Source organism: Gordonia sp. ABKF26 (genome assembly GCF_041103195.1).
GTDB lineage: Bacteria > Actinomycetota > Actinomycetes > Mycobacteriales > Mycobacteriaceae > Gordonia > Gordonia terrae.
Map to the genome: position 1 here is coordinate 2,003,524 of NZ_JBGCVZ010000003.1, position 22,921 is coordinate 2,026,444.

The window sequence follows — 22,921 nt, forward strand, 5'->3', positions numbered from 1 at the left end:
CGGAGGGATGACGCGTGGCGTCGGTGACCTACGAGGGTGCGACGAGACGCTTCGCGGACGGCCAGAAGCCGGCCGTGGACTCGCTGGACCTGGCCGTCGCCGACGGTGAGTTCATGGTGCTGGTCGGCCCGTCGGGGTGCGGTAAGTCGACCAGCCTGCGAATGGTCGCGGGCCTGGAACCGGTCGAGTCCGGAGCGATCCTCATCGATGGAGCCGACGTCGTCGGCGTGGCCCCGAAGGCTCGGGACGTGGCGATGGTCTTCCAGAACTACGCGCTCTATCCGAACATGACGGTGGCCGCGAACATGGGGTTTGCGCTGCGTAATGCCGGGATGGGCAAGGAGGACACCGCGCGCCGTGTGTCGGAGGTGGCCGAGATGCTGGAGCTCACGGCGCTCCTGGATCGCAAGCCGGCGAAACTGTCGGGTGGGCAGCGGCAGCGGGTGGCGATGGGACGGGCGATCGTCCGGCGTCCCAAGGTGTTCTGTATGGACGAGCCGCTGTCGAATCTCGACGCGAAGTTGCGGGTCAGTACGCGCGCCCAGATCGCGTCCATGCAGCGCGAACTCGGCATCACGACCCTGTACGTGACGCACGACCAGGTCGAGGCGATGACGATGGGACACCGGGTGGCGGTCCTCGATCACGGTGTGCTGCAACAGGTCGGGACGCCGCGGGAGATCTACTCCCGTCCGGCCAACCTGTTCGTGGCGTCCTTCATGGGCTCGCCGCAGATGTGCCTGATCGACGCCCGGGTCGAGAACGAGTTGGTCCTGGCGTGTCCCCCGTGAACCGGTCCGGTCTGTTTTAGAGTCCTGATTGCCCTGTTGAGGGCAGAGAAGGGACGATGAGGATCATGGCAGGACGCAAGCGCCACTCGGCAGAGGACATTGTGCGCAAGTTGCGCCGGGCTGACGAGTTGGCGGCGCAGGGCAAGACCGGCGAGGAGATCGCCGCCGACCTCGAGGTGTCGGCAGCGACGTTGTACAACTGGCGCCGCCAGTACGGCGGCATGGACGGTGACGCGGCCAAGGAGCTCAAGGAGCTGCGTGAGCAGAACGGCCGGCTCAAGCGGCTGCTCGCCGATGCCGAGTTGGAGAAGGACGCGCTACGGGAGATCGCCAAGGGAAAATTCTGAGCCCAACCGCCAAACGCGCCGCCATCGACATGCTCAAAGACGTGATGAACATGTCAGAACGCAAGGCGTGCAAGGTTGTTGGGCTTGCTCGTTCAGCGTATCGTCAACTGCCGCAAGCGCACACCCCGGCTGACCCGGATGCTGGCCTGCGCCAGCAGCTACGAACCTACGCCCGTCAGAACCCACGCCACGGGTTCCGTCGGGCGTGGGCCTGGCTACGTTTCGACGAAGGCGACACCGTGAACAAGAAGAAGGTCCACCGGCTGTGGAAGGAAGAAGGATTGCAGGTGCGCCGGGCGCCGCGGCGTAAACGGGCCGGCCAGTCGTCGGTGCCGATTGTCACCGCGGACGCACCGAAAGTGGTGTGGGCATTGGACTTTCAGTTCGACTCCACTGTCGACGGACACAAGATCAAGATCGCGTCCATGGTCGATGAACACACCCGGATGTCGCTGCTCAACATTGTGGATCGCTCGATCGCCGCCGACCGGTTGATCGAGGAGTTGAAGAAGACCTTCGCGATCTGGGGTGGCCCACCGAAGGTGCTGCGCATGGACAACGGCCCTGAGTTCATCTCTGAGGCCCTCCAGACGTTCTGTGCAGGGTCGGTGGGGATCTCCTACATTCCGCCTGGCACGCCGTGGAACAACGGGTTCATCGAGTCGTTCAACAACCGGTTGCGCGACGAGTGTTTGAACCGCAACTGCTGGCCCACCCTGTTGGAGGCCCGCGTGGTCATCGAAGACTTCAAAGACGACCACAACCACCGACACCGCCACTCAGCGCTGGGCTACAAGACCCCGGCCGAGTACGCTGCCCGATGCACCCACCAGCACCACCCCGTGGGCTGCGAGATCGACTGACCGACCGCAAGAAAGAACTGGCTCTAGGACCGACTGGACCGGTTATCGGGGACCTGCCAGTCCGACTCGGCGATGCGACCGTGCGGGTCCCGGGCTCGGTGCTGGCGTCGCTGGCCTCGCGCGACGTGGTCGTGGGGTTACGCGCCGAGTCCTGGCAGGTGTCCGCGGTTCCCCAGTCCGGCACCCTGTCCGCGACGGTGGACCTCGTCGAGGAACTCGGTGCCGAGCAGTTCGTGTACTGCAGCGCGGACCTGTCGCTGCGGAACAGCCGGGTCGTCGTACGCGTCGACCATCGGCGGACCATCGAGGCCGGCGACGTTCTCGGATTGACGCCGGTGGTCGACGAGACCTATTGGTTCGATCCCGTCAGCGGGGTCGCGCTCGACGATCCGAGCCGCCACGACCTCAATTCGGGGCGACCGCCGCGTGTTCGGTGACGGCGTGTTCGGTGACTGGGGCCGTGATCCGGTCGGGTCGCGTGTAGACCACCATCGACTCGCCACGTGAGAATCCGACGAGCGTGATGCCGAGGTCGTCGGCGGCGTCGACGGCCAGCGAGGACGGTGCCGACACCGCACAGAGCATCGGGATGCCGGCCATCGCGGCCTTCTGGACGAGTTCGAAACTCGCTCGGCCGGAGACCTGCAGGACGGTGCCGGTGAGCGGCAGTCGGTCGGCGAGTACAGCCCACCCGACGACCTTGTCGACGGCGTTGTGCCTGCCGACGTCCTCACGGACCGTCAGCAATGTTCCGTCCGCGGCGAACAATGCTGCGGCGTGCAGACCGCCGGTCTTGTCGAAGACGGTCTGTTCGGCGCGCAACCGATCGGGCAGATCCAGCACGGCGTTCGCGGCGATCGTCATCGGGTCGGCGCCGGGGTCGCGGACCGACGCGGTGTGCACGGACTCGATGCTGTCCTTGCCGCAGATGCCACAGGCGCTCGTCGTGGTGATGGCACGCGCGAGTCCGGGCGCTGTCGCGGGAACGTGCGCGGCGAGTGAGACGTCGACGACGTTGTAGGTGTTGATCCCGTCGGCGTCGGTGCCCGTGCAGTAGCGGGCCGTCGAATAGTCCGCTCCGGTCGTGATCACACCTTCGGAGACGAGGTAGCCGGCCACGAGTTCGAAGTCGTTGCCGGGCGTACGCATGGTCACCGAGATGGACGTCCCGCGGACCCGGATCTCGAGCGGCTCCTCCACTGCGAGGGTGTCGGCACGCTGCGTCGGGGCGGCATCCCGTCGGATGCGGGTGACGCGGCGGCGTGCGGTTATTCGTCCCACGACCCCGACGATAGTCGTGAGACCGCACGACCCGGTCGTCTCAGACGTCGAGGATCAGCGTGACGGGTCCGTCGTTGACGAGACCGACCTCCATGTGGGCGCCGAAGCGGCCGGTGGCCACGGTGGCACCGAGAGTCCGTAGCGCGTCGACGACCGCCTCGACCAGCGGTTCGGCGACGGGTCCGGGAGCGGCGGCATTCCACGACGGGCGCCGGCCCTTGGCCGTGTTGGCATAGAGCGTGAACTGGCTGATGACGAGGATCGGGGCGTCCAGGTCGGCGGCGGCCCGTTCGGGACCGTCGCCGACGTCGAAGATCCGCAGCCGCCAGATCTTGTCGGCGAGCTTCGTGGCGTGGTCGGTGGTGTCGTCGTGCGTGACCCCGACGAGTGCGACGAGTCCCGCGGCGCCGGGCGCAATGTCGAGTGCGCCGACGACCTCGCCGTCGACGCTCACACTGGCTCTGCTGACCCGTTGTAGTACGGCGCGCATGTCGGTCTCTGCTCTCAGTCGAGGGCGAAGGTGACGTTCACGGTGAACGTGAGTTCCTGCTGCCCGGGTTCGACCGGGACCGGCGCCGCGGCCACGTCGCGTTCGAAGGTGCCCGGTGCCGCGGACTTCTCCTGGCCACTCGTGCTCTCGGTGATGGTCAGGACCTTGCCGAGGGAGTCGCCGGCGAGGTTCGCGTATTGCTCGGCGCGGCCGCGGGCGTCGGTGAACGCCGCCTCGCGGGCCTGGTCGAGGAGGTCCGAGTCGTCGTCGATGGCGAAGGAGACGTTGCTGATGCGGGTGTTGTCGCCGCCCGCGGTGGCGGCCGCGCTCAGGACCGCGGAGGCCTTCGCGATGTCCCGGATGGTGACCCGGATCGTGTTGGTCGCGAGGTAGCCCCCGACCTCGCTCGTAGTGCCGGGGGAGGGGTTGGTGTACTGCGGGTTCACCGACACCTGCTGTGTCGCGACGTCCTTGCGTTCCACCCCGGCGGCGACGACGGCGTCGGTGACGGCGGTGACCTTGGCGCTCGTCTCGTCGAGCGCGGTCGTGACGTCGGGAGCGGTGGCCTCCACGCCGATGTCGGCGCGCAGGGTGTCCGGGGTACCGGTCACTTGTCCCGTCCCGACCACGGTCACCGACCTGGGCTGATCGCCGGTGTCGCTGCCGCACCCCGACACCACCAGGAGCACGGTTGCGAGCGCCGCGAGTACCGAGATCGCCCGGAAGGCGGGGCGTCGCGTCGTGACGCGAGACGAGCTGTTCATCGGTCGGCCGGATCGCGCATCAGCAGGGCGAGCAGCCAGCCGACGACCGACACGACGATCGCGCCGAAGATCGCCGACCAGAAGAAGTCATCGACCTCCAGACCCCAGTGCGTCGTGTTGCGCGTGATCCACGCGGTGAGTTCGAGCATCGCCGCGTTGATGACGATGTGGATCAACCCGAGCGTGAGGATGTAGAAGGGGATGGCGATGATCTGCACGATGGGCTTGATGATCGCGTTGAGGACACCGAAGATCACGGCGACGACCAGCGCGATGCCGATCTTCTCGGCGGTCGTCGAACCGCCCACGAAGTCGATGCCGGGAACGATCAGCGTCGCGACCCACAGCGCCACCGCGGTGAGCACGGTCCGGACGAGGAAGGCAAGCATGGGCGACAGTCTGCCAGTTCGGGCCCACTCTCGGGGTCAGGGACTGCTCGCGGCTCGACCTCGTTCCAACAGTTGGTGCCACAGCTAGGAGCCGTCCTCGGAGAGATCGTCCGGGCATTCGTCGCTGCTGCGCGCGATCGGGTGACCTCACGAGCCTGATTTCCGTACTCGCGTGGTGGAAATGCTAGTCCGGAGTCGGGCGGGGACGGTAGGGGACCGAGTCGCTGACCTCGGGATCGACATGGATGGGCCGACCGAGTTGGGGGAATGCGCGCTGGGAACACGCCGGACGGTCACAGACCTTGCACCCGGCGCCTATCGGTACGACGGTACGGGTATCGGTGAGATCCACTCCGGTGGAGTAGACGAGGCGCTCGGCGTGCGCGACGTCGCAACCGAGTCCGATCGAAAAGCTCTTGTGGGGGCTGAGGTATCCGCCGGGTTCTACGGTGGTGCGGGCGAGCCAGAAGTACGAGCGCCCATCGGGCATGGACGAGACCTGGGTGACGACCCGTCCCGGTGTGGCGAACGCGTCGTGTACGACCCAGAGCGGGCAGCTCCCGCCGACCCGAGAGAAGTGGAACGCGGTGGCGGACTGACGTTTCGAGATGTTCCCCGCTCGGTCGACGCGCACGAAGATGAACGGGATTCCGCGACTGCCCGGGCGCTGCAGGGTCGACAGGCGATGGCAGATGGTCTCGAAACCGACTTCGAAACCGAGGCTGAGCACTTCGATGTCGTAGTGGGCGGTGGCGGCGGCCCGCCGGAAGACCTCGTAGGGGAGTAGTAGTGCTCCGGCGAAATAGTTGGCCAGCCCGATACGGGCAACCGGGACGGCTTCGTCGCTGAGATCATCGGCGTCGGCGAGGATCTCGTCGATCACCTCCGATTGGGTGACCATGGCCAACTGGGTCGCCAACTGGAACGCGCGTTGTCCCGCGGTCAATCGTCCGGCGAGGTGCACGGTGCGGTCGGCGGGATCGAACCGTCGCTTGGGCGTATGGGCGCGCGCTGTCGGATCGGGATCATGCGCGATGGCCACGCGGATACCGTGGTCGTCGGCGAGGACCTCGGCAAGCTGGAGATCGAGACCGCCTATCGAGAGGCCGTTTTCGGTGAAGATCCGCTCGGCGGCCAGGTCGAGAACGTCGATGTGGTTGCGTCGGTCGTAAAAGAAATCGCGGACCTCCTCGAAGGGCATCGGGGTCGACGCCGGACGGGCCGCGTCGCCGGACACCTGCGCCCGGTAGTTCTCCACTTCGCCGGCGGCCGCGGTCAGGCGGCGATGCAGGTTCACAAGCGTCGTGCCGACCGCCGGCATGCGCGCGACGAGTTCGGCGATCTCCGCGCGGCTGATGTCGGGGACGTCGGGCTGGGCGGCCAGGACATCGGCGAGGTCGGCAACCAGCCGGGCGTCCCCGTCCGGGGCGAAATAGTCGGCGTCGAGGTCGAATTCGCGCGACAACGTCAGTAGCACAGGCACCGTGAGCGGTCGCTGATCGTTCTCGAGTTGGTTGACGTAGCTGGTCGACAGGTCGATTCGCCGGGCCAGCGCAGCCTGCGACAGCCCTCGTTCGTCGCGGAGCCGACGGAGGCGCGCACCCACGAACATTCGTCGACCGGAGGTTCCGCCCGTTGCTCTCACCACGACGTCAGCATAGCGCGTAGGACATCCACAACGTTCGCAAGACCGGCTGATCGCATCCGCAAGAATACGCATCTGCCAGGTCTTTTCACGGATACGCGGCAATGCGTACGGTGCGAACATGATCACTCACCACGTTCGCACCCGCCGCAGCTCCGAGGATTTTCCGCAGTCTGAGCACCTTGCTCAAAAGATCGCCGACATCGCGGTCGATCCGGTCGAGGTGCCCGCTGACACCCGCGAGATGATCATCAACCGCATCATCGACAACGCTGCCGTGAGCGCCGCCTCGGTCATCCGTCGTCCGGTCACCTCCGCCCGTCGGCAGGCACAGGCTCATCCCTGCGCGCCGGGTGCGACGGTGTTCGGAATCGAGGGCAGCTTCTCGCCGGAGTGGGCCGCGTGGGCCAACGGAGTCGCCGTGCGTGAGCTCGACTTTCACGACACCTTCCTCGCCGCGGAGTACTCCCATCCCGGCGACAACATCCCGGCGCTGGTCGCGGTCGGTCAGCATGTCGGGGCCGGCGGTCACGACCTGATCCGTGGTCTCGCCACCGCCTATGAGGTCCAGGTCGACCTCGTTCGTGGAATGTGTCTGCACGAGCACAAGATCGACCACGTTGCCCACTTGGGGCCGTCGGTGGCCGCCGGTTTGGGCACGATGCTGAACCTGGACGCGGAGACCATCTACCAGTCGATCGGGCAGGCGCTGCATCTGACCACGGCCACCCGCCAGTCGCGCAAGGGTCTGATCTCCAGCTGGAAGGCCTACGCGCCGGCGCACGCCGGCAAGATCGCGGTCGAGGCGGTCGACCGCGCGATGCGCGGTGAGGGCGCCCCGGCCCCGATCTGGGAAGGCGAGGACGGGGTCATCGCCTGGCTGCTGAGCGGCCCCGAAGCCGAGTACACGATCCCGCTGCCCGGGCCGGGTGAGCCGAAGCGGGCGATCCTGGACACCTACACCAAGGAGCATTCCGCGGAGTACCAGAGCCAGGCGCCGATCGACCTCGCCCGTCGGATGCGCGAGAAGGTCACCGACTTCGACGACATCGAGTCGATCGTTTTGCACACGAGCCATCACACCCACGTCGTCATCGGGACCGGGTCCGGCGACCCGCAGAAGTTCGACCCGACCGCGAGTCGCGAGACCCTCGACCACTCGGTGATGTACATCTTCGCGGTCGCGCTGCAGGACGGCACCTGGGATCACGAGAAGTCCTACGCACCGGAGCGGGCCAACCGGCCCGACACCATCGCGCTGTGGAAGAAGATCTCCACTGTCGAGGACTCCGAATGGACCCGCCGGTACCACTCGGCCGACCCGAACGAGAAGGCATTCGGTGCCAAGGCGGTCATCACGCTGCGCAACGGCGAGGTCATCACCGACGAACTCGCCGTCGCCGATGCCCATCCGCTCGGCGCACGTCCGTTCGGTCGCGATCAGTACATTGCCAAGTTCCGCTCGATGGCAGAGGGCGTCATCGACATCGCCGAACAGGACCGGTTCCTAGGCGACGTCGAGAAGCTCGAGACACTCGCCGCCGGTGGCCTCTCGGTGCTGAACACGCCTGTCCTGCCGGCCATCCTGGACAAGGCCCCCCAGACCGGGAAAGGCATCTTCTCATGACCTCGACCGCCTCACCGTCCACCTCGTCCACCTCGTCGGCCTCCACCTCCTCGGTCTCGGGTCTGTTCTCGTCGAGCACCTCCGCATCGGCGAAGCGGCAGGCCCTGCGGGCGGGTCTCGGTTCCGGGACCCTCCAGCGTTGGCCGGGAGCATTCTCACCACTCGTGGCGAAACTGATTGCAGAGGTCGGTTTCGAGGGTGTCTACGTGTCCGGTGCGGTGCTCTCGGCCGACCTGGGACTGCCCGACATCGGGCTCACCACACTCACCGAGGTCGCCACCCGGGGCGGATCCATCGCCCGCGCGACCGAGATACCCACCCTCATCGACGCCGACACCGGTTTCGGTGAACCGATGAGCGCCGCCCGGACCGTCGCGACACTCGAAGACGCCGGGCTCGCGGGGTGTCACCTCGAAGATCAAGTGAATCCCAAGCGCTGCGGCCACCTCGACGGCAAGGACGTCGTACCCGTCGGTGACATGGTCAAGCGACTCGGCGCGGCGGTCGCCGCCCGCCGCGACAGCGACTTCGTCGTCTGCGCGCGCACCGATGCCCGCGCGATCGAAGGGCTCGACGCCGCCATCGACCGGGCCAAGGCCTACGCCGACGCCGGCGCCGACCTCATCTTCACCGAGGCCCTGCGCGACCTCGGCGAGTTCGAGCAGTTCCGCAAGGCCGTCGACGTGCCGCTGCTGGCCAACATGACCGAGTTCGGAAAGTCCGATCTGCTGACCGCTGAACAGTTGGCGGGTGTCGGCTACAACGCCGTCATCTATCCGGTGACCACGTTGCGTATCGCCATGGGTGCGGTGGAACGCGGACTGCGTGACATCCTCACGCAGGGAACGCAATCCGGGTTGCTCGACGAGATGCAGCACCGCAGCAGGCTGTACGAACTGCTCCGGTATGAGGACTACAACGACTTCGACTCCGACCTGTTCAACTTCACCATCGAGGGAGCACCGCAATGACCACAGCCGAAGCGGGCGCCGCGAACGCGGTCGAGACCCCCACCATCTACAAAGGGCTCGCCGGCGTCGTCGTCGACACCACCGCCATCTCCAAGGTCGTGCCCGAGACCAACTCGCTGACCTATCGCGGTTACGCCGTGCAGGATCTCGCCGAACACCGCTCGTTCGAGCAGGTCGCCTACCTGCTCTGGCATGGCGAACTGCCCACCGACGGGCAGCTCGCGCTGTTCATGCAGCGTGAGCGCGCCAGTCGGCGCCTGGATCGAACGACTCAGTCTGTCCTGCAGCGGATCCCGGAGAACTGCCACCCGATGGATGTCGTGCGGACGGCCATCAGCTTCCTGGGCACCGAGGATCCCGACGAGGAACTCAGCACCCCGGAGGCCAACTACGACAAGTCGCTACGGATGTTCGCGGTCCTGCCGACCATCGTCGCAGCGGACATGCGCCGCCGGCGCGGTCAGGATCCCATCGCCCCGCACCACGGACTGGGCTACGCCGAGAACTTTCTGAGTATGTGCTTCGGTGAAGTTCCCGATCCCGTGATCGTCCGGGCTTTCGAGAAGTCGATGGTGCTTTACGCCGAGCACAGTTTCAACGCGTCGACCTTCGCCGCCCGCGTGGTCACTTCGACACAGTCCGACATCTACAGCGCGGTCACCGCCGCGATCGGGGCATTGAAGGGGTCACTGCACGGCGGGGCGAACGAAGCGGTCATGTACGACATGATCGACATCGACCGCCCCGACCGTGCCGCGCAATGGCTCACCGCCAAACTCGACGCCAGAGAGAAGGTCATGGGATTCGGCCACCGCGTCTACAAGAACGGTGACTCGCGCGTGCCGACCATGAAGAAGGCCTTCCTCGACGTCGCTGATCATCTCGGCGAGACCAAATGGTGTGAGATCTACACCGAACTCGAAGCAGTCATGGACGCGCGGACCGGGATCAAACCCAACCTCGATTTCCCCACCGGCCCTGCGTATTACCTCATGGGCTTCGACATCGCCTCGTTCACGCCGATCTTCGTGATGAGCCGGATCACCGGTTGGACCGCCCACATCATGGAACAAGTCGCCTCCAACGCCTTGATACGTCCGCTCAGTCAGTACTCGGGCTTGCCCCAACGGTCGCTGACCTCGGCCTGACAACCACCGCGGCCTGACAACCACCGCGGCCTGACAACCACCGCGGCCTGACAACCACCGCGGCCTGACACCACCGCGGCCTGACAACCACCGCGGCCCAGCCACCACACCCAGCCCGACGAGAGAGAGCCACGTGTTCGAGAAAGTCCTGGTCGCCAACCGTGGCGAGATCGCTGTGCGCGCCTTCCGCGCGGCCTTCGAACTCGGCGCCCGCACAGTTGCGGTCTTCCCCTATGAAGACCGGAACTCCGTGCATCGCGCCAAAGCCGACGAGTCCTACCAAATCGGGAACCCGGGACATCCGGTCCGCGCGTATCTGTCCGTCGACGAGGTGATCGCGGCCGCGGAACGCTGTGGCGCCGACGCGATCTACCCCGGATACGGATTCTTGTCGGAGAACGAGGGCCTGGCCCGGGCGTGCGCCGATGCGGGGATCACCTTCGTCGGTCCGTCGGCCGAGGTGCTGGAGCTGACAGGGAACAAGGCGACCGCCGTCGCGGCGGCGAAAGCGGCCGGGCTGCCGGTACTGGCGTCGTCGGAGCCCTCGGCCGACGTGGACGAGTTGGTGCGGGCTGCCGGCGACATGACTTTCCCGGTGTTCGTCAAAGCCGTGGCCGGTGGCGGGGGTCGCGGTATGCGTCGGGTGGGGGAGATCGCCGACCTGGCCGAGGCGATCAAAGCAGCCTCCCGCGAGGCCGAGGCCGCTTTCGGTGATGCGACGGTGTTCCTGGAGCAGGCTGTTGTCAACCCGCGCCACATCGAGGTGCAGATCCTTGCCGACACCCAGGGCAACGTGGTCCATCTGTTCGAGCGGGACTGCTCGGTGCAGCGGCGCCATCAGAAGGTGATCGAACTTGCCCCGGCGCCGAACCTGTCGCCGGAGTTGCGCGAACAGATCTGTTCCGACGCCGTCGCATTCGCTCGTCACATCGGATACACCTGCGCCGGGACCGTGGAGTTCCTGCTCGATGAACAGGGCAGGCACGTGTTCATCGAGATGAATCCGCGCATCCAGGTCGAACACACGGTGACCGAGGAGATCACCGACGTGGATCTGGTGGCCGCGCAATTGCGTATCGCCTCGGGCGAAACGTTGGACGACCTGGGTCTGAGTCAGGACGGGCTACAGATCCGCGGTGCGGCGATGCAGTGCCGCATCACCACCGAGGATCCGGCCGACGACTTCCGGCCTGCCGTCGGGCGTATCACCGCCTACCGCAGTCCCGGGGGTGCCGGGGTGCGCCTGGATGGTGGCGCGGTACTCGGTGGGGAGGTCAGCGGTCACTTCGACTCCATGCTCGTCAAACTGACCTGTCGTGGGAGTGATTTCGCGACCGCGGTGCGCCGTGCCCGGCGCGCGGTGGCCGAGTTCCGCATCCGCGGTGTGGCCACGAACATCCCGTTCCTGCAGGCGGTGCTCGACGATGTCGACTTCCGGGAGGGCCGGGTCACGACCTCGTTCATCGAGGACAGGCCCTGGCTCCTGACGTCGAGGTCGTCGGCGGATCGCGGCACCAAGATCCTGACGTACCTGGCCGATGTCACCGTCAACAAGCCCCACGGCGAGCGCCCGACCACGGTCTACCCGCGCGACAAGCTACCCATCCTGGACCGGGCGACACTGGCATCGCCGCCGGACGGGTCCCGGCAGCGACTGCTCGCGTTGGGACCACAGGGTTTCGCCGACGACCTGCGCGATTCGAAAGCACTGGGTGTCACCGACACAACCTTCCGCGACGCCCATCAGTCACTGTTGGCAACCCGGGTGCGCACCAACGGCCTGATGATGGTCGCCCCGTACGTGGCAGCCATGACCCCGCAGTTGCTGTCGCTGGAATGCTGGGGTGGTGCCACCTACGACGTCGCGTTGCGCTTCCTCAAGGAAGACCCGTGGGACCGGCTGGCACAGCTGCGCGAGGCGGTGCCCAACATCTGCCTGCAGATGCTGCTGCGTGGCGCGAACACAGTCGGCTACACCCCGTATCCGACGAAGGTGACGACCGCGTTCGTCGCCGAGGCGACCGAAACCGGCATCGACATCTTCCGGATCTTTGACGCGCTCAACAACATCGAGGCGATGCGACCGGCGATCGACGCGGTCCGCGAGACCGGCACGGCGGTGGCGGAAGTGGCCATGTCGTACACCGGTGACCTGGCGAATCCGGACGAGGACCTCTACACCCTCGACTACTATCTCCGCCTGGCCGAACAGATCGTCGGCGCCGGTGCGCACGTGCTGGCCATCAAGGACATGGCCGGGCTGCTGCGTGCCCCTGCTGCGACAACGCTGGTGTCGGCGTTGCGTCGCGAATTCGACCTACCGGTGCACGTGCACACCCACGACACCCCCGGTGGGCAGTTGGCGACCTATCTCGCAGCGTGGCAGGCCGGAGCGTCAGCGGTCGACGGCGCCAGCGCCGCGCTGGCCGGCACCACCAGCCAGCCCGCGCTGTCCGCTATCGTCGCCGCGGCCGCGCATTCCGACCGCGACACCGGCCTCGACCTCCAGGCGGTCTGCGATCTCGAACCATACTGGGAAGCGCTGCGAAAAGTGTACGCGCCCTTCGAATCCGGGCTTCCGTCGCCGACCGGACGTGTGTACACCCATGAGATCCCGGGCGGGCAACTGTCGAACCTGCGGCAACAAGCCATCGCGCTCGGGCTCGGGAACCGGTTCGAGGCGGTCGAGGAAGCATATGCCGACGCCGACCGCATGTTGGGCAGGCTGATCAAGGTCACCCCGTCGTCGAAGGTCGTGGGCGATCTCGCGCTGGCACTGGTGGGCAAGGGGATCACCGCCGAAGAGTTCGCCGCCGATCCGCGGTCCCACGACATCCCGGACTCGGTGATCGGCTTCCTGCGCGGCGAGCTCGGCGACCCGGCCGGCGGGTGGCCGGAACCGTTGCGAACGGTCGCGCTCGAAGGACGCGCCGACGCGGCGTCGACCGAGGGCCTGTCGGCCAAGGACTCGGTGGCACTCGACACGCCAGGACCGAAACGGCAGCACACCCTCAGCCGGCTCCTGTTCCCCGGCCCCACAAAGGAGTTCGACGACCATCAAGAAACCTACGGCGACACCTCACGACTGTCGGCGAACCAGTTCTTCTACGGCCTGCGGTACGGCGAGGAGCACCGCGTCGAGCTCGAACCGGGTGTGGAGTTGCTCATCGGACTCGAGGCGATCAGTGAACCCGACGACAAGGGCATGCGCACCGTCATGTGCATCCTCAACGGACAGCTGCGGCCGGTGCAGGTGCGCGATCGATCGGTCGACGCCGAGGTGGCCGTCGCCGAGAAGGTGGACCGGTCCAATCCCCGTCACGTCGGCGCACCGTTCGCCGGGGTCGTCTCGCTGAGTGTCGGTGTCGGCGACGAGGTCGCCGCCGGCGCGGCCATCGGCACCATCGAGGCCATGAAGATGGAGGCCACCATCACCGCACCCGTCGGCGGCAGGGTCGCGAGGCTGGCGATCGACGCGATCACGCAGGTCGCGCCTGGCGATCTGCTCGTCGAGATCGGTTGACGCACAACAACGCAGTCGGCATTGCAGACCGCGGCCGTCGCACTCACGGGAGAGTGCGACGGCCGGGGTCATTTGTGGCGCCGGTTGACTGCCTAGCCGGACAGCGGGATCGTCTCGCGCAGTCGTGTTGCCGCGGCCACCATGTTGGTGAGCGAGTCCACCACCTCCGGGGTCCCGCGGGTCTTGAGACCGCAGTCCGGGTTGACCCACAGGCGCCCGGCGCCGACGCTCGACAATGCCGAGGACAGGGCCGAGAAGATCTCGTCCTGGTCGGGCACGCGCGGTGAGTGGATGTCGTACACACCCGGGCCCACCGCGTTACGGAAGCCGGCCTCGTCGAGGTCGTCGAGCACCTCCATGTGCGACCGCGCCGCCTCGATCGAGGTGACGTCGGCGTCGAGGTCGGCGATCGCTCCGATGACCTCGCCGAATTCCGAATAGCAGAGGTGCGTGTGGATCTGCGTATCGTCGCGGACCCCGGAGGTCGCGATGCGGAACGCCCGAACGGCCCACGCCAGGTACGCGGGCTTGTCCGCGTCACGCAACGGCAGCAACTCGCGCAGAGCGGGTTCGTCGACCTGGATGATCCCGACCCCTGCCCTCTCGAGGTCGACGGTCTCGTCACGGATGGCGAGCGCGATCTGCTCGGCAGACGCCGACAGTGGCTGGTCGTTGCGAACGAAAGACCAGGCAAGAATCGTCACCGGGCCGGTCAGCATGCCCTTGACCGGCTTGCTGGTCAGCGTCTGTGCGTAGGTGATCCAGTCGACTGTCATCTGCTTCGGTCGGCTCACATCGCCGAACAGGATCGGTGGCCGCACGCACCGCGAGCCGTAGGACTGCACCCAACCGTTCGCCGTCGCGAAGTAGCCCTCGAATTGTTCGGCGAAGTACTGCACCATGTCGTTGCGCTCGGGTTCCCCGTGGACGAGAACGTCGAGGCCGATCGACTCCTGCAGGGCCACGACATCCGCGATCTCCGTCTTCATCCGGTTCTCATACTCGGCGCGATCGATCTCGCCCGAGCGGAGCGCGGCCCGCGCCAGTCGGATGGCCGAGGTCTGTGGGTAGGAACCGATCGTGGTGGTCGGGAGCGGGGGCAGTCCCAGATGTTCCTTCTGTGCGGCGAGCCGTTGCTCGGCCGGGCCGCGCGTCGCGTCGGCATCGGTGACGGCGTCCAGGCGTGCGCGGACGTCGGCGTTGTGCAGGCGAGTATCAGTGGCACGGCTGGCCAGTGCCGTCGAGCTCTCGGCGAAGGCGGCGGCCTGAGCAGCGCGCCCCTCGCTCAACGCCGACGACAACACCGCCACCTCGCGGAACTTCTCGGCAGCGAACGCGAGCCAACCGCGAAGGTTGGTGTCGAGCTCGTCCTCCGCGTCCACGGTGTAGGGGACATGCAGGGTCGAGCACGACGTCGACACGGCGACCGAGCGGGCGGAACCGAGCACGGTGGCCAGCGTCGCCGCGGCCTGGTCCAGGTCGGTGCGCCACACGTTGCGGCCGTCCACCACGCCGGCGATCAGCAGCTTGTCGGCCAGGCCCGGGGTGCCGGCCACCGTCTCGACCGAGCCGTCGACGAGGTCGACCGCGATGGCCTCGATCGGCGTCCGGGCCAAGTGTGCCAACCGATCACCGGCGTCACCGAAGTACGTCGCCACCGCGATGGCCGGACGGCGCTCGTGGGAGCCCAGGGCGTTGTACACCGATTCGGTCCGCGGACCCAGGTCCGCGGCGGCATCGGTCACCAGGACGGGTTCGTCCAGCTGAACCCACTCGACGCCGGCGTCAGCCAACCGCGTCAGGAGGTCTCGGTACAGGGGCACCAACTCGTCGAGGCGATCGAGCGGCGCACCCGCCCCGTCGACCGCCTTCGACAGCGCCAGGAACGTCACCGGGCCGACGATCACCGGGCGGGCCGGGAGACCCAGCTCCCCGGCTTCGGCGACCTCGGCCAGTACCTTCGCCGGATTCAACCGGAACGTGGTCGACGGGCCGATCTCGGGGACCAGGTAGTGGTAATTGGTGTCGAACCATTTGGTCATCTCGAGTGGGGTCACCTCGGCGGTTCCGCGGGCCGCCGCGAAGTAGCGATCGAGCGGATCGTCGATCTCGGCGAACCTCGGCGGCAGTGCGTCGAGGAGGACCGTGGTGTCGAGCACCTGGTCGTAGTACGAGAACGTGTTGACCGGGACGGAGTCGTGGCCGGCCTCGGTGAGCTCGGCCCACTGCTCGCTGCGTAGGCGCTGCGCGACGGTGGCGAGCTCGGTCCGGTCGATGCGGCCGGACCAATAGCTTTCGACGGCCCTCTTCAGTTCGCGCCGGGGGCCGATGCGTGCGGTGCCGAGGACGGTGGTGGTGAACGGTGCCGCGGAGCTGCGGCGGACGGTGTCGGACATGGACGTCGACTTCTCCTACTGACGGTGGATGGTTCACCGCCCAGCAGGGGAGATCGATCGGACCCACGTCACGCCCGGCAGAGGGCGCGCGACGATCGCCGGTTCGACCTGCGCCCAATCCTCGAGGCGGCGAGCCACCGGACGCGGCGCGTCCGGTACACCTGGCAGGTCTTCGGGCTCACCGTCGCTCTCGATCGAGATCCCTCTGATCGAAGTTCCTACTGACCGTCGCTTCCCAAGCCGGAGCTCAGTGCTGATGACGGTGGTCGTTACGGCATACCGCTGCGGGGACAGCTCCGGATTCGAACCGGATTCCCTCTCGTCCGCCGGCGGGATGCCGGCGACTCGACGCCGCGGACGGAGAGCTGACACGACCTCCGACGCGGCGAACCACATGCGTCTTCGACCCTAGCCCAGCAAAGTCGACCCGCTGAACACCGGTAGTTCGACGTCGGGCGGTCAGCCGTCGATCTGATCGCGCCGAAACGACATCATCGCGCGGATCGCATCGTCGGAAGGAGGAGCCCCCGGCTGAAACCGAACGGTGCCCTTCTCCACGTCGAAACCGTCGAGGAACGGTCGCCCGGCGTCGACCGCCTCCGGGCTGAACGGGTACAGACCGATGTGCTTCTTGGTGCGCATCACCGAGAGGAGCGGGCTCCCGCGATATGTCAGGGCCGGCATGCCGTAGCCCTTGCCCTGAGCGGTGTCGGGGACCGCGGTGCGGGCGACGGCGTAGATGCGTCCGACCACCTCGCGGTCGGCGGGGTCGAGTCCGTCGAGATAGTCGTCGACAGTGCCCATCCGGTGCGGCCTCTCTCCGTGGCGCTGAGCACGCATTTGGCCTGGCCTGCTCGTTCGCGTAACATGGATCGTCGGTGCGCATCGCGTGCCGGGCATCAGCGTGTCAGCACGTGGGCCCGGTCGGCGCACACCGGGTGCAGGTCCTCGCGGACCGGTGCCCACACCCTAACGGACAAACACTGATTCAACCCGGCCGATGCGCCGCGGCATCACCCGGATGTCGTGGTCACGGCCAGGATCGCGGAGGACATGGCGAAGAAAGACGGGGCCATCGAGGTCGAGGGTCGAGTGATCGAACCCCTGCCCAATGCGATGTTTCGTATTGAGCTGGAGAACGGACACAAGGTTCTCGCCCACATCAGCGGCAAGATGCGACAGCACTACATCCGCATCCTGCCCGAGGATCGGGTCGTCGTGGAACTCTCGCCCTACGACCTGGCTCGTGGGCGAATCGTGTACCGCTACAAGTGAGACTTTCCCGGCGATGCCGGGGACAGACTTCCCGGACATCCGTTCGGGAGGAGACCGACACCCACGTGCACGGCCGCTTTCGGCGTGCGCGCGGGCGAGCCGAGCAGGAGAGATTGACGTGAAGGTTCAGCCGAGCGTCAAGCCGATCTGCGAGAAGTGCAAGGTGATCCGCCGCAACGGTCGGGTCATGGTGATCTGCGAGAACCTGCGTCACAAGCAGCGTCAGGGCTGATCACGCGCACCCTCCGGGTCGCTTGAGTCAGAACAACTGAAGATCGACAACTGAACACACAAGGACCTCCCAACACCAGCGGCGACAGACGCGTCACCGCCTACCTCCGGATCAGAGGCCGGAGCCCACGAGGCCGGACACACGGTTCGGCACCAGCTCGCGGGACGGACTGGGAGCAGACCTCTGAGAATCGAAAAGGAAATCCGCCACATGGCACGTGTTGCTGGTGTGGATCTCCCCCGCGAGAAGCGGCTGGAGATCGCACTGACCTACATCTATGGAGTTGGGCGTACCACCTCCAAGGAGATCCTCGAGGGAACGGGCCTGAGCCCCGACCTGCGAGCCAAGGATCTCACCGACGCAGACGTCTCGAAGCTGCGTGAGTACATCGAAGCCTCGGTGAAGGTCGAGGGTGACCTGCGTCGCGAGGTGCAGGCCGACATCCGTCGCAAGATCGAGATCGGCTGCTACCAGGGTCTGCGCCACCGTCGTGGCCTGCCTGTGCGCGGACAGCGCACCAAGACCAATGCCCGCACTCGCAAGGGCCCGAAGAAGACCATCGCCGGGAAGAAGAAGTAATGCCTCCGAAGTCACGTAGCGCAGGCCCCAAGAAGGGCACCCGCCGTCGCGATAAGAAGAACGTCCCGCACGGCCACGCGCACATCAAGTCGACGTTCAACAACACCATCGTGTCGATCAGCGACCCCAGCGGCAACATCATCAGCTGGGCATCGTCGGGCCACGTCGGTTTCAAGGGTTCGCGCAAGAGCACCCCGTTCGCGGCTCAGCTCGCGGCCGAGAATGCTGCGCGCAAGGCCCAGGAACACGGCGTCAAGAAGGTCGACGTCTTCGTCAAGGGACCGGGCTCGGGTCGCGAGACCGCCATCCGCTCCCTGCAGGCAGCCGGCCTCGAGGTCGGCACCATCTCCGATGTGACCCCGCAGCCGCACAACGGTTGCCGTCCGCCCAAGCGGCGCCGGGTCTAGCGGGAAAGGAAGAGATAAGACATGGCTCGTTATACCGGCCCCGCAACAAAGAAGTCCCGTCGTCTCCGCGTCGACCTCATCGGTGGAGACGCAGCGTTCGAGCGTCGCCCCTACCCGCCCGGCCAGCACGGCCGTTCGCGGATCAAGGAGAGCGAGTACCTGCTCCAGCTGCAGGAGAAGCAGAAGGCGCGCTTCACCTACGGCGTCATGGAGAAGCAGTTCCGCCGCTACTTCGAAGAGGCGAACCGTCGCACCGGCAAGACCGGTGACGAACTGCTGAAGCTGCTCGAGACCCGTCTCGACAACGTCGTGTACCGCTCGGGCATCGCCCGGACCCGTCGCCAGGCCCGCCAGCTGGTCAGCCACGGCCACTTCACCGTCAACGGTGTGAAGGTCGACGTGCCCAGCTACCGCGTCAGCCAGTACGACATCATCGACGTCCGCCCGAAGTCGCTGCAGACCGTCCCGTTCCAGATCGCCAAGGAGCTCGTCGGCGATCGTCCGGTCCCGGGTTGGCTCCAGGTCGTGCCGTCGACCCTGCGCATCCTCGTGCACAGCGTGCCCGAGCGTGCTCAGATCGACGTCCCGCTCACCGAGCAGCTCATCGTCGAGTTCTACTCGAAGTAAGACACACCGCCAGACAGCAGCAGCTGTTCGGTTCACCCTCGAGGCCGTCATATAGCGGTCGGCCAAAGGAGATATCCAAGAAATGCTCATCTCACAGCGACCCACCCTCACCGAGGAAGTCCTTGCCGAGGACCGTTCGAAGTTCGTCATCGAGCCGCTCGAGCCGGGCTTCGGTTACACCCTCGGCAACTCGCTGCGTCGTACCCTGCTCAGCTCGATCCCGGGTGCTGCCATCACCAGCATTCGTATCGACGGCGTGCTCCACGAGTTCACCACCGTGGCCGGGGTCAAGGAAGACGTCACCGACATCATCCTGAACCTCAAGGGCCTCGTGGTCAGCTCCGACGAGGACGAGCCGGTCACCATGTACGTGCGCAAGCAGGGTCCGGGCACCGTCACCGGCGCCGACATCGTGCCCCCGGCCGGTGTCACCGTGCACAACCCCGATCTGCACATCGCCACCCTGAACGACAAGGGCAAGCTCGAGATCGAGCTCGTCGTCGAGCGGGGCCGCGGCTATGTTCCGGCCGTGCAGAACAAGGCGTCGGGTGCCGAGATCGGCCGTATCCCGGTCGACTCGATCTACTCGCCGGTGCTCAAGGTGACCTACAAGGTCGAGGCAACCCGTGTCGAGCAGCGCACCGACTTCGATCGCCTGGTGCTCGATGTGGAGACCAAGAACTCGATCAGTGCGCGTGACGCGCTGGCATCGGCGGGCAAGACCCTGGTGGAGCTGTTCGGGCTGGCCCGGGAACTCAACGTCGAGGCCGAGGGCATCGAGATCGGGCCGTCGCCGGCCGAGGCCGACCACATCGCGTCGTTCAGCCTGCCGATCGAGGATCTCGAGCTGACCGTCCGGTCCTACAACTGCCTCAAGCGCGAGGGTGTGCACACCGTCGGCGAGCTGGTTGCCCGGACCGAGTCGGATCTGCTCGACATCCGCAACTTCGGTCAGAAGTCGATCGACGAGGTCAAGGTCAAGCTGCACGCGCTCGGTCTGTCGCTCAAGGACAGCCCGGCGAGCTTCGATCCGTCGCAGGTCGCAGGTTATGACCCGGCCACCGGCACGTGGTCGGAAGACGCGTCCTTCGACGCCGATTCCGGTGAGGATTTCGCGGAGACCGAGCAGCTGTAGTCGCTTTGACGCGGCGGTAGCTGTCACTGCCCAACCCTGACTTCCGCATCGAGTGATGCGGGGTCCTCCTAGGAGAAGACAATGCCCAAGCCCACCAAGGGTGCCCGCCTCGGCGGGTCGGCCAGCCACCAGAAGGCGATGCTGGCGAATCTCGCCACCTCGCTCTTCGAGCACGGCCGCATCACCACCACGGAAGCCAAGGCCAAGCGCCTGCGTCCGTACGCGGAGAAGATCATCACCCACGCCAAGGCCGGCAAGCTGGCCAACCGTCGTGAGGTGCTGAAGGACATCCGTGACAAGGACGTCGTGCACACACTGTTCGACGAGATCGGCCCGTTCTTCGCCGATCGTCCGGGTGGCTACACCCGCATCATCAAGACGCTGCCGCGCAAGGGTGACAACGCCCCCATGGCCGTGATCGAGCTGGTGCGCGAGACCACCGCGTCGAGCGAGGCCAGCCGCGCGACCCGCGTCGCCGCCTCCAAGAAGGCCGCCGAGGACAAGCTCGACGCCACCGAAGAGGTTGTCGCCGATACCGATTCGGCTGATGGCGCGGACAACGTGGTGGAGGCCGTCGAGGCCGACGCCACCGATGCCGAGGTCGCCAACGCCGAGGCCGTGGCCGAGGCCGTCGACGACGAGTCCACCGCGGCGACCGCTCCCGATGCCGAGGCAGCCGGAGCAGACGTCGACGGCGACAAGAAGTAGTCGACTGAGTCGAGAATCGCAGACCGAACCCGTCGGCCCGGATCCCGGTGCCGGCGGGTTCTGTCGTCTCCGCTTCGACATCTCCTACGACGGAACCGACTTCGCCGGATGGGCACGGCAGGTCGGTCAGCGCAGCGTCTGCGAGGAACTCGAGACCCGGTTGTCGACGGTGCTGCGGGTGCCGGTGCGCCTGACCGTGGCGGGCCGAACCGATGCCGGTGTCCATGCGACGGGGCAGGTCGCACACGCCGATGTCCCGCGGACGACGCTGGAGACCAGATCGATCGGCGGCGATCCGTCGACCCTCGTCGGACGTCTCGCGAAGATGTGTCCCGACGACGTGCGGGTGACGGCGGCACGGGTGGTGCCCGGCGAATTCGACGCGCGGTTCTCGGCCCTACGCCGTCACTACCGGTACCGCCTGACCGATGCCCGGTGGGGTGCCGAGCCGGTGGTTGCACGGACGACTGCCACGTGGCGTCGACCTCTCGACGTCGACGCGTTGAACGCTGCGTCGTCGGTGTTGCTGGGCCTCAACGATTTCGCGGCGTTCTGTCGTCGGCGCGAGGGTGCGACGACCATCCGGGATCTCCAGCGATTCGCCTGGACCAGGGATTCCGACGGTGTCCTGGTCGGCGAGGTGAGCGCGGATGCATTCTGCTGGTCGATGGTGCGTTCGCTGGTCGGTGCGGTGGCGAGTGTCGGCGACGGCAGGCGCGACATCGCCTGGTGCCGTGGGCTTCTCGGCGAGCGGGAACGCAGCAGCCAAGTGCCCGTGGCCGAGGCCCGCGGGCTGTGCCTGGTCGGTGTCGACTATCCCGCCGACGACGAACTCGCCGCGCGCAACACCGTGACCCGCGACGTACGCGGGCCCATCGGTTGTTGCGGCGGCTGACGCACGACGCCCCGGGAACCCGTCCTCCGGGAGATGACCGGCGACGATAGGTCGGCCGTGGCTCTCTGGTGGGCGGCTTGCCGGGGCGTGCTGGCGATGACGGGGGCTAGTTGCCGAGCTTGAGACCGTTCTTGTCCCGCACATTGCCGGTCAGCATCATGATGCCGTCGATCAGTGCCCACACGGCGACACCGAAGACGATGAAGATCCCGACGATGAAGATCGCGGTGATGTACCCGATGATGGTCAGACCGAGTTGGATGGCGCCGGTGGTGTTGTCGCCGATGTAGAAGCGGCCGACGCCCAGGCTGCCGAGGAAGATCTGCAACAGGCCCGCGACGAGCTTCGACTTGTCGGAGAGCGGTTCACCGGTGGCCGGGTCCCGGCCGTACGGCGCGGTGGGGTCGGGTGCGCCGCCGTAGCCGTACCCGGGTGCCGCCGGATACCCGCCTTGCGGAGCCCCGTACTGCTGGGGTGCCCCATACTGCTGACCCCCGTACTGCTGGTTCCCGTACTGCTGGGGTGCGCCGTACTGCTGATTCCCGTACTGCTGGGGTGCGCCGTACTGCTGGTCCCCGTACTGCTGTCCTCCATACTGCTGGTCGCCGTACTGGGGATTCTCGAAGCCGGGCTGCGACGTCGCCGCGCCGTGATCCGGACCCGCCGGCTGCTGGGTGGAGTCGGTGCCGTGGGACGGCGCCGGGTCGGCAGGCGGTGGCTGCTTCACGAACGGGTCGTTGGGCTTGTCGCCGGGATTCTCTGGTGTGGTCATCGGGTGGATCCTCCTCGTGACTCGGGTGGGACGGCGTGCTCGGATCGTGGGATCAC

22 protein-coding genes, 1 pseudogene and 1 riboswitch are annotated in these 22,921 nt (G+C 66.7%); of the genes and pseudogenes, 15 read left to right on the top strand and 8 right to left on the bottom strand.

From position 1 onward, the window contains the following. Positions 1 to 14: 14 nt before the first annotated feature. The 3 genes and pseudogenes from AB4Z55_RS09300 to AB4Z55_RS09310 all read left to right on the top strand — a co-directional run. Positions 15 to 779 (top strand): annotated as a pseudogene (locus tag AB4Z55_RS09300) (ABC transporter ATP-binding protein); the annotation flags it as partial. A 77-nt stretch (positions 780 to 856) separates the two neighbouring features. Beyond that, positions 857 to 2,001 (top strand): IS3 family transposase gene (locus AB4Z55_RS09305; RefSeq protein ID WP_099047927.1). Its coding sequence is split into 2 segments (ribosomal slippage): positions 857 to 1,124 and positions 1,124 to 2,001, totalling 1,146 coding nucleotides; the frame shifts between segments, so codons are not numbered across the junction. Between the two features lie 80 nt (positions 2,002 to 2,081). Beyond that, positions 2,082 to 2,438 carry a TOBE domain-containing protein gene (locus AB4Z55_RS09310; RefSeq protein ID WP_369519604.1) on the top strand — a complete coding sequence of 119 codons (357 nt, stop codon included), beginning with the start codon at positions 2,082 to 2,084 and terminating at the stop codon, positions 2,436 to 2,438. Here the strand turns inward: AB4Z55_RS09310 and fdhD are convergent. From fdhD to AB4Z55_RS09335, 5 genes are all read right to left on the bottom strand, one after another. Then, positions 2,407 to 3,282 carry a formate dehydrogenase accessory sulfurtransferase FdhD gene (fdhD, locus tag AB4Z55_RS09315; RefSeq protein WP_239399400.1) on the bottom strand — a complete coding sequence of 292 codons (876 nt, stop codon included), beginning with the start codon at positions 3,280 to 3,282 and terminating at the stop codon, positions 2,407 to 2,409. The genes AB4Z55_RS09310 and fdhD overlap by 32 nt on opposite strands. Before the next feature lie 40 nt (positions 3,283 to 3,322). After that, entirely contained in the window at positions 3,323 to 3,772 is a 450-nt protein-coding gene (gene dtd, locus AB4Z55_RS09320; protein ID WP_239399399.1) for a D-aminoacyl-tRNA deacylase, read from the bottom strand. Positions 3,773 to 3,786: 14 nt separating this feature from the next. Then, entirely contained in the window at positions 3,787 to 4,536 is a 750-nt protein-coding gene (locus AB4Z55_RS09325) for an SIMPL domain-containing protein (RefSeq protein WP_239399398.1), read from the bottom strand. Then, positions 4,533 to 4,925: a phage holin family protein gene (locus tag AB4Z55_RS09330; protein WP_004023548.1), complete on the bottom strand. Its 393-nt coding sequence runs from the start codon at positions 4,923 to 4,925 to the stop codon at positions 4,533 to 4,535. Before AB4Z55_RS09330 ends, AB4Z55_RS09325 begins: the two co-directional genes overlap by 4 nt. Before the next feature lie 184 nt (positions 4,926 to 5,109). Continuing rightward, positions 5,110 to 6,537, bottom strand: coding sequence for a short-chain fatty acyl-CoA regulator family protein (locus tag AB4Z55_RS09335; RefSeq protein ID WP_004023547.1), 1,428 nt, complete (start codon positions 6,535 to 6,537; stop codon positions 5,110 to 5,112). A 154-nt stretch (positions 6,538 to 6,691) separates the two neighbouring features. Here AB4Z55_RS09335 and prpD point away from each other — a divergent pair, with 154 nt between their 5' ends. From prpD to AB4Z55_RS09355, 4 genes are all read left to right on the top strand, one after another. Beyond that, complete coding sequence (gene prpD, locus AB4Z55_RS09340; protein WP_354562973.1) at positions 6,692 to 8,197, top strand: 2-methylcitrate dehydratase PrpD; 1,506 nt, start codon at positions 6,692 to 6,694, stop codon at positions 8,195 to 8,197. Beyond that, positions 8,194 to 9,168 (top strand): methylisocitrate lyase, encoded by a 975-nt coding sequence (gene prpB, locus AB4Z55_RS09345; RefSeq protein ID WP_369519605.1) that lies wholly within the window; start codon positions 8,194 to 8,196, stop codon positions 9,166 to 9,168. The genes prpD and prpB overlap by 4 nt, the downstream gene beginning before the upstream one ends. Beyond that, positions 9,165 to 10,316 (top strand): bifunctional 2-methylcitrate synthase/citrate synthase, encoded by a 1,152-nt coding sequence (locus AB4Z55_RS09350; protein WP_354562970.1) that lies wholly within the window; start codon positions 9,165 to 9,167, stop codon positions 10,314 to 10,316. Before prpB ends, AB4Z55_RS09350 begins: the two co-directional genes overlap by 4 nt. A 133-nt stretch (positions 10,317 to 10,449) precedes the next feature. Then, complete coding sequence (locus AB4Z55_RS09355) at positions 10,450 to 13,839, top strand: pyruvate carboxylase (protein ID WP_369519606.1); 3,390 nt, start codon at positions 10,450 to 10,452, stop codon at positions 13,837 to 13,839. Between the two features lie 92 nt (positions 13,840 to 13,931). Here the strand turns inward: AB4Z55_RS09355 and metE are convergent, their stop codons facing one another. After that, positions 13,932 to 16,235, bottom strand: coding sequence for a 5-methyltetrahydropteroyltriglutamate--homocysteine S-methyltransferase (gene metE / locus AB4Z55_RS09360; RefSeq protein WP_369519607.1), 2,304 nt, complete (start codon positions 16,233 to 16,235; stop codon positions 13,932 to 13,934). 145 nt (positions 16,236 to 16,380) lie between these two features. After that, positions 16,381 to 16,606: riboswitch (cobalamin riboswitch) on the bottom strand. Positions 16,607 to 16,694: 88 nt separating this feature from the next. Continuing rightward, on the bottom strand, positions 16,695 to 17,039 hold the full coding sequence (locus tag AB4Z55_RS09365) for an iron chaperone (RefSeq protein WP_369519608.1): 345 nt from the start codon (positions 17,037 to 17,039) through the stop codon (positions 16,695 to 16,697). Positions 17,040 to 17,288: 249 nt separating this feature from the next. On the opposite strand from AB4Z55_RS09365, the gene infA reads away from it, so the two are divergent. The 8 genes from infA (at position 17,289) to truA (ending at position 22,093) form a co-directional block, all read left to right on the top strand. Beyond that, on the top strand, positions 17,289 to 17,510 hold the full coding sequence (gene infA / locus AB4Z55_RS09370) for a translation initiation factor IF-1 (protein ID WP_004023539.1): 222 nt from the start codon (positions 17,289 to 17,291) through the stop codon (positions 17,508 to 17,510). A gap of 118 nt (positions 17,511 to 17,628) precedes the next feature. Beyond that, the gene (gene rpmJ, locus AB4Z55_RS09375) at positions 17,629 to 17,742 is read left to right on the top strand and encodes a 50S ribosomal protein L36 (protein WP_005207978.1); all 114 of its coding nucleotides are present in this window, start codon (positions 17,629 to 17,631) and stop codon (positions 17,740 to 17,742) included. Between the two features lie 210 nt (positions 17,743 to 17,952). Beyond that, positions 17,953 to 18,321 carry a 30S ribosomal protein S13 gene (rpsM, locus tag AB4Z55_RS09380; RefSeq protein WP_004023537.1) on the top strand — a complete coding sequence of 123 codons (369 nt, stop codon included), beginning with the start codon at positions 17,953 to 17,955 and terminating at the stop codon, positions 18,319 to 18,321. Next, the gene (rpsK, locus tag AB4Z55_RS09385) at positions 18,321 to 18,728 is read left to right on the top strand and encodes a 30S ribosomal protein S11 (protein ID WP_004023536.1); all 408 of its coding nucleotides are present in this window, start codon (positions 18,321 to 18,323) and stop codon (positions 18,726 to 18,728) included. Before rpsM ends, rpsK begins: the two co-directional genes overlap by 1 nt. 21 nt (positions 18,729 to 18,749) lie before the next feature. After that, the gene (rpsD, locus tag AB4Z55_RS09390; protein ID WP_004023535.1) at positions 18,750 to 19,355 is read left to right on the top strand and encodes a 30S ribosomal protein S4; all 606 of its coding nucleotides are present in this window, start codon (positions 18,750 to 18,752) and stop codon (positions 19,353 to 19,355) included. Positions 19,356 to 19,437: 82 nt separating this feature from the next. After that, on the top strand, positions 19,438 to 20,490 hold the full coding sequence (locus AB4Z55_RS09395; RefSeq protein WP_004023534.1) for a DNA-directed RNA polymerase subunit alpha: 1,053 nt from the start codon (positions 19,438 to 19,440) through the stop codon (positions 20,488 to 20,490). Between the two features lie 81 nt (positions 20,491 to 20,571). Then, the gene (gene rplQ, locus AB4Z55_RS09400; RefSeq protein WP_004023533.1) at positions 20,572 to 21,198 is read left to right on the top strand and encodes a 50S ribosomal protein L17; all 627 of its coding nucleotides are present in this window, start codon (positions 20,572 to 20,574) and stop codon (positions 21,196 to 21,198) included. Continuing rightward, positions 21,155 to 22,093, top strand: coding sequence for a tRNA pseudouridine(38-40) synthase TruA (truA, locus tag AB4Z55_RS09405; protein WP_101820551.1), 939 nt, complete (start codon positions 21,155 to 21,157; stop codon positions 22,091 to 22,093). The genes rplQ and truA overlap by 44 nt, the downstream gene beginning before the upstream one ends. A gap of 106 nt (positions 22,094 to 22,199) precedes the next feature. On the opposite strand, the gene AB4Z55_RS09410 is transcribed toward truA, so the two are convergent. Beyond that, positions 22,200 to 22,865: an NINE protein gene (locus AB4Z55_RS09410; RefSeq protein ID WP_354562964.1), complete on the bottom strand. Its 666-nt coding sequence runs from the start codon at positions 22,863 to 22,865 to the stop codon at positions 22,200 to 22,202. Positions 22,866 to 22,921 lie beyond the last annotated feature (56 nt).